General features: G+C 69.5%; 5 protein-coding genes. 1 reads left to right on the forward strand and 4 read right to left on the reverse strand.

Features of this window, described 5'->3' with window-relative positions:
• Positions 1 to 86: 86 nt before the first annotated feature.
• From ACFCZF_RS24700 to ACFCZF_RS24715, 4 genes are all read right to left on the reverse strand, one after another.
• Positions 87 to 1526 (reverse strand): GH1 family beta-glucosidase, encoded by a 1440-nt coding sequence (locus ACFCZF_RS24700; RefSeq protein ID WP_376673506.1) that lies wholly within the window; start codon positions 1524 to 1526, stop codon positions 87 to 89.
• A gap of 119 nt (positions 1527 to 1645) precedes the next feature.
• On the reverse strand, positions 1646 to 2569 hold the full coding sequence (locus ACFCZF_RS24705) for a carbohydrate ABC transporter permease (RefSeq protein ID WP_376673507.1): 924 nt from the start codon (positions 2567 to 2569) through the stop codon (positions 1646 to 1648).
• 12 nt (positions 2570 to 2581) lie between these two features.
• Positions 2582 to 3577 (reverse strand): carbohydrate ABC transporter permease, encoded by a 996-nt coding sequence (locus tag ACFCZF_RS24710; RefSeq protein ID WP_376673508.1) that lies wholly within the window; start codon positions 3575 to 3577, stop codon positions 2582 to 2584.
• Between the two features lie 92 nt (positions 3578 to 3669).
• Positions 3670 to 4977, reverse strand: coding sequence for an ABC transporter substrate-binding protein (locus ACFCZF_RS24715; RefSeq protein ID WP_376673509.1), 1308 nt, complete (start codon positions 4975 to 4977; stop codon positions 3670 to 3672).
• Positions 4978 to 5291: 314 nt separating this feature from the next.
• Between ACFCZF_RS24715 and ACFCZF_RS24720 the strand changes: the two genes are divergently transcribed.
• Positions 5292 to 6305, forward strand: coding sequence for a LacI family DNA-binding transcriptional regulator (locus ACFCZF_RS24720; protein WP_375923242.1), 1014 nt, complete (start codon positions 5292 to 5294; stop codon positions 6303 to 6305).
• Positions 6306 to 6435 lie beyond the last annotated feature (130 nt).

Here is a 6435-nt window from a genome sequence, read left to right on the forward strand (position 1 = left end):
GTGGGGAGGTGGGGAGAAGAGGCGTTGTTCCCCTTCCCCCCCCCCTCCTTCTTTCTCGCCGCGGTGTCTGTCCCCGGACCCATGGGTCAGGCGCCGGGCAGGACGCCGGTGCGGGCGACCTCGGAGTACCAGCGGGCGCTGGCCTTGGGGATGCGCGTGCCGGTCGGGTAGTCCACGTAGACGGCACCGAAGCGCTTGCCGTAGCCGTGCGCCCACTCGAAGTTGTCCAGCAGGGACCACAGGAAGTAGCCGCGCACGTCCGCGCCGTCCACGATGGCCCGGTGGACGGCGGCCAGGTGATCGCGTACGTAGGCGATGCGGGCGGGGTCGTTGACCTGTCCGGCCGGGTCGGCGTAGTCGTCGAACGCCGCCCCGTTCTCGGTGATGACCAGCGGCAGCCGCGGGAAGTCGGACGCCAGCCGGCGCAGCAGGTCGTACAGGCCGGTGGGGTCGACGGCCCAGCCCATGGCGGTGGTGTCGCCGGGCGGCTGGTGGAAGGCGACCCGGTCGGCCCCCGGCCAGGGGCTGTGGGTGCTCCTGCCGTGTCCGTCGGAGGTGTGGGTGCCGCTGCCGTCGGCCTCGGAGACGAGGGTGGGCGAGTAGTAGTTGACCCCGAGGAAGTCCAGCGGCTGGTGGATCTGCCGCAGGTCGCCGTCCTGGACGAAGGACCAGTCGATCAGCGCCGCGGTGTCCTTGAACAGGTCCTCCGGGTAGGCGCCCTGCAGCATCGGGCCGGTGAAGACCCGGTTGGCGAGCGCGTCGATGCGGCGGACCGCGTCCGCGTCGTCGTCGCCGCCGGTGAGCGGACGCACGTGGTGGATGTTGAGGGTGACCGAGCACTGGGCGTCGGCCCGTACCCGGTCGCGCAGCGCCTGGACGGCCAGACCGTGCGCCAGGTTGAGGTGGTGGGCGGCGCGCAGGGCGGCGACCGGGTCGGTGCGGCCGGGGGCGTGCACGCCGGAGCCGTAGCCGAGGAAGGCGCTGCACCAGGGCTCGTTGAGGGTCGTCCAGGTCTTCACCCTGTCGCCGAGGGCGTCCGCGGCGAGCGCCGCGTACTCGGCGAACCGCTCGGCCGTGGCGCGCTCGGGCCAGCCCCCGGCGTCCTCCAACTCCTGTGGCAGGTCCCAGTGGTAGAGGGTGGCGACGGGCTGGATGCCCTTGTCCAGCAGGTCGTCGACGAGGCGCCGGTAGAAGTCCAGGCCCTTCTGCACGGCGGGGCCGCGCCCGGTGGGCTGGATCCGGGGCCAGGAGAGGGAGAAACGGTAGGCGCCGAGGCCGAGTTCGGCCATGAGGGCGACGTCCTCGCGCCAGCGGTGGTAATGGTCGGTGGCGATGTCACCGGTGTCGCCGTTGCGGACCCGGCCGGGGGTGCGGGCGTAGGTGTCCCAGATGGACGGCGTACGGCCGTCCTCCGCGGCGGCCCCCTCGATCTGATAGGAGGCGGTCGCGGAGCCCCAGAGAAAACCCTTGGGGAAGGTGCGGGCGGCGTCCGGGGCGGACGCGGTCTGCTGTGCTGCGGTGACCACGCAAGTCCTTTCGTGGTGGGGACGTTCGGGAGCGCGCGGACGCCGGAAGCGTCCGCGCGTGCCGGACTGTGGATGTGGTGCGGCCCCGCGGCTCGGTGCCGGGCGGCCGCGGAGCGGGGTCAGCCCTTGACGGCGCCGGCCATGATGCCGCTGACGATCTGCCGGCCGAAGACGATGAACATCGCCAGCAGCGGCAGCGTGCCGAGCAGCGCGCCCGCCATGATCAGCGACTGGTCGCGGACGTATCCCGCGCTGAGCTGGGTGAGGGCGACGGGGACCGTCGGGTTGGTCATGTCGAGCACCACGAACGGCCAGAAGAAGTCGTTCCACGCGTGCACGAAGGTGATCATGAACAGCACCGCCATCGCGGGCCGCGCGACGGGCAGCACGATGCTCCAGAAGATCCGCAGCGAGTGCGCCCCGTCCACGCGTCCGGCCTCGACGAGTTCGTCCGGCAGCGCCTCCGACAGGTACTGCCGCATGAAGAAGACCCCGACCGCGCTCACCAGCGTGGGGAAGATGACGGCGGGCAACTGCTGCGACCAGCCCAGCTCGGACATCATCATGAACAGTGGTACGACACCGAGTTGCGGCGGCACCATCATGGTGCCGATCACCAGCATGAGCAGGGCGTTGCGGCCCTTGAACCGCAGTTTGGCGAAGGCGAACCCGGCCAGCGTCGCGAACATCACCGTGGACAGGGCGATCACACCGGCCACGATGAGGCTGTTGACCATGGCCTTGCCCATCGCCGCCTCGTCCCAGGCCCTGGCGAGGTTGCTGAACAGGTTGGGGCCGGGCAGGAACGGCGGCGGTGTCTGGCTGACCCGGGTGTTGTCGGTGGAGGCGGCCACCATCGTCCAGTAGAGCGGGAAGATCGACAGGATCGCCATGATGGCGAGCAGGACGTAGGCGAGCGGGCCCGCGTGGTGCTGGCGCCCGGCGCCCTGGCGCAGCAGTCGGCGGCCGCCGCGGCCGGCCGGCTTGTCGGCGGAGGTCCGGGCGGGGGCGTCCGTCCGGACCGGGAGGCTTTGGGTGGTCATGGCGACTCCAGGTCAGGACGTACGGGAACGCAGGCGCCGGATCAGGCGGTGCGCCACGAAGACGAGGACGAGCAGCATGAACATCGCCCAGGCGACGGTCGCCGAGCGGCCCATCTGGTAGTTCTTCCAGCCCTCCTCGTACAGCAGCAGGCCCAGCGTCTGGTACTGGTTGTCCGCGCCACCGGTGATGCCGTTGGGCCCCTGGCCGAAGATCAGCGGCTCACCGAACAGCTGGGTGGCGCCGATCGTGGAGAGCACGATGGTGAAGACGATGGTGGAGCGGATCCCGGGGACGGTGACGTGGGTGAACTGCTGCCACCGGGACGCGCCGTCGAGGGAGGCCGCCTCGTACCGGTCGGCGGGGATGGCCTGCATGGCGGCCAGGTAGAGCAGGGCGTTGTAGCCGGTCCAGCGCCAGATGACGATGGTGGAGATCGCGGCCTGGGCGGGCCACTTGTCGGCCTCCCAGTTCACCGGGTCGATGCCGACCGTTCCGAGCGCCCAGTTGATCATGCCGAAGTCGCGTTCGAAGATCATGGTGAAGACGAGGGCGGCGGCCGCCACCGAGGTGGCGTAGGGGACCAGCGAGGCGACGCGGAAGAACAGCGAGGCGCGCATCCGGTAGTTGAGCAGGTGGGCCAGGCCGAGCGCCATCATCAGCTGCGGCACCGTGGAGATGACACCGATGGTGATGGTGTTCCGCAGCGCGTTCCAGAACCGGGAGTCGCCCCAGAGTTCGACGTAGTTGTCGAACGCCACCCACTCCATGACGTCGAGGGTGGCCAGTTCCACGTCGTGCAGGGAGATCCACGAGGTGGAGACGAGGGGATAGAAACTGAACGCGGCGAAGACGACGAAGAACGGCGCGACGAACGCGTACGGGGCGCCCTTGATGTCCAGCCGGTGCAGCAGTGCGCCGCGCCGCCGGGCGGCGCCGTCGCCGCCCGTCCTGTGGGACGGACCTGGCGGCTCGTCCCCGGCCAGGGCCTTGGTGGTGGAGGTGGCCACCGGACTTCCTTCCTGAAAAGCGGATGTGTGGGCCGGGCCCCGGGCCCGCCGACAGGACGTCGGCGGGCCCGGACGGCCGCAGGGGCGGTGGGTCAGCCGACCGCCTTCTCGACGCGCTCCGTGGTGGTCTTCCACGCCTCGTCGCGCGAGGTGCCCTGCTCGATCAGGGCCAGGCCCTGGGAGAAGGTGTCCTTGATCGTGCCGTCCTTGCGGCCGAGGACCTGCTTGTCCGGGATCTCCTGGGCGGCGGCACCGAATATCCGGCCGATCGGCGCGTTGCTGAAGTACTCCGACTTGGCGTTCTTCACGTCGGCGTTCTCCAGTGCCTGCCGCGAGGACGGGATGTTGCCGATCTCCTTGAAGATGTGGGCCTGCTGTTCCGGCGCGGTCAGCCAGGCGACGAGCTTCTTGGCCTCCTCCTTCACCGGGCTCTGCTCGATCACGCCGAGGAAGGAGCCGCCCCAGTTGGCGCCCTTGGGGGCACGGGCGACGTCCCACTTGCCCTTGTTCGCCTCACCGGCCTTCTCGCTGATGTGGCTGAGCATCCACGCCGGGCACACAGCGGTGGCGAACGTGCCGTTGGCGAGCCCCGGGTCCCAACCGGGCTGGAACTGACGGAGCTTGGCCGTCAGGCCGTCCTCCCCGGCGTCGGCGGCGAGGTTCCACGCCTCCTTGACGGCCGGGTTCTTGTCGTGGATCAGCTCGCCCTTGTCGTTGTAGTACTGCTCGGGGTAGCCGTAGACCATGGCGTTGAACAGGCCGCTGGCCGCGTCCATGTAGGCCACGTCGCCACCCTTGAAGTCCTTCTCGAAGGTGCGGCCGACCTCGACGTACTTCTTCCAGTCGCCCTCCCACAGCTTGGCGACCTCCTCGCGGTCGGTGGGCAGGCCCGCCTTCTCGAAGTAGTCCTTGCGGTAGCAGACGGCCATCGGGCCGATGTCGGTGCCGAGCCCCAGCACCTTGCCGTCCTCGGTGCTGATCTGGGACTCCTTCCACGGCAGGAAGTGGTCGGTGCCCGACATCTCGGAGAAGTCGGCGAACTTGTCAGACTGGGTCTCGGTGATCTCCTTGGCCCGGCCGATCTCGATGCCCTGGATGTCCTTGAGCCCCTTGCCCGCGGCGAGCCTGGTCTGCAAGGCGGTGTAGTACGTCTGCTCGTCACCGGCGATCTCGGCCTTGATGTCGACATCGGGGTTCTCCTTCTCGTACTGCTCGAGAAGGCCCGTCTCCTTGATGCCCATCACGCCGTACAGGCCCATGGTGATGGTGGTCTTGCCGTCCTTCTTGCCACCGCCGGTGACCGAGTCGTCGCTGCTGCTGCAGCCCACGACGAGTGCCAGCGCGCCGGCGGCCGCGACGGCGGCCACCGCCTTTGTGCGCAACGAACCGAGACTGCCCATGAATCTCCTCCTAGCGACGGCGCTGACACATCGGCGTGACGGGTTCTGCGATGAACACAGCGACGACTACAACGGCTCTGACAGGGAGTGGGAACGTGCCCAATTTTGATGGGCACGTTCCCACCGGCGCATCGAAGACTCGTGGGAGCGGGCCCATCTGTCAATGACTTGAACGCAAGTCGGCGGTGAACTCCTGGCCCCGCGATCACCTCCCGTGCCTCGGGGGGTGCTCTGCCGACGGCCGCGTCTGCAAGAATTGCCGCAGGTCACCTCCGCGGTAGGCACCGCCGCCGCGGCCGCCGAGGGGGGATTGCATGACCGGCAACCGCCGTCCCACGATCAAAACGGTCGCCGCCCGCGCCGGCGTGGGCCGCACCACGGTCTCCCGCGTCGTCAACGGCTCGGAACTGGTCAGCGCCGACGCACGCGCCAGGGTCCTCGAAGCGATCAAGGAGCTCAACTACGTACCCAACTCGGTCGCCCGCGGCCTGGTGACCAACCGCACCAACGCCGTGGCCCTGGTGATCCCGGAGTCGGAGAGCCGGCTCGGCTCGGAACCGTTCTTCGCCGCACTGATCCGCGGCGTCAGCGGTGCTCTCGCCGAGAGCCGGACCCAGTTGCAGTTGATGCTCGTCCGCGACCAGGCCGAGCGGGACCAGCTGACGGAGTCGGTGGCGACCCGCCGCGTGGACGGCGTCCTGCTGGTCTCCGTGCACGCCGAGGACCGGCTGCCGGGCATGCTGGAGGAGATGGGCCTGCCCACCGTGCTGGCCGGCCGCCGCGACGCGGGCGAGCGGCTGAGTTACGTCAACTCCGACAACGCCGGGGGGGCCACCGCGGCCGTCCGGCATCTGCTGGACAGCGGCAGGAGGCGGATCGCCACGATCTCCGGACCACTGGACATGGACGTCGGCCGCAGCCGGCTCGCGGGCTGGCGCGCCGCGCACGAGGAGGCAGGGGTGCCCGCGGAGGAACTGCTGGCCGAGGCGGGCGACTTCACCGAGGAGAGCGGACGCCATGCGATGCGTTTGCTTCTTGAACGCGCCCCGGACCTGGATGCCGTCTTCGCCGCCTCCGACCTCATGGCGGTCGGCGCCCTGACCGAACTCCGTCGGCGGAAACGGCGGGTTCCCGGTGATGTCGCCGTCGTGGGATTCGAGGACTCCATTCTCGCCCGCCACACCGACCCGCCTCTGACGACGGTGCGTCAGCCGGTGGAGGAACTGGGCCGGACCATGGCCCGCATCCTCACCGACATCACGCAGCACGGCGCGTCCCGACAGCAAATGACCCTGCCGACGGAGCTGGTGGTGCGCGAGTCGTCCTGACGTCGGCCACTGGTTCGCGAGACAGGCGCTAGTCGCAATGCCGTTCGGTTAGGGGTTCGATCGGCAGTGCAACTTGCGGCGTTTCGGCTGGTGATATGGGTGCAGCCCTTGTAGTGGTTCTCGGGTCCGC

The organism is Streptomyces sp. NPDC056296 (assembly GCF_042268605.1).
In the GTDB taxonomy this organism is placed as follows: domain Bacteria; phylum Actinomycetota; class Actinomycetes; order Streptomycetales; family Streptomycetaceae; genus Streptomyces.

Bases quoted from the DNA above. Each gene is read 5' to 3' on its own strand.
- ACFCZF_RS24705 (WP_376673507.1), bottom strand. From the start codon at position 2,569: ATGACCACCCAAAGCCTCCCGGTCCGGACGGACGCCCCCGCCCGGACC.
- ACFCZF_RS24720 (WP_375923242.1), top strand. From the start codon at position 5,292: ATGACCGGCAACCGCCGTCCCACGATCAAAACGGTCGCCGCCCGCGCC.
- ACFCZF_RS24715 (WP_376673509.1), bottom strand. From the start codon at position 4,977: ATGGGCAGTCTCGGTTCGTTGCGCACAAAGGCGGTGGCCGCCGTCGCG.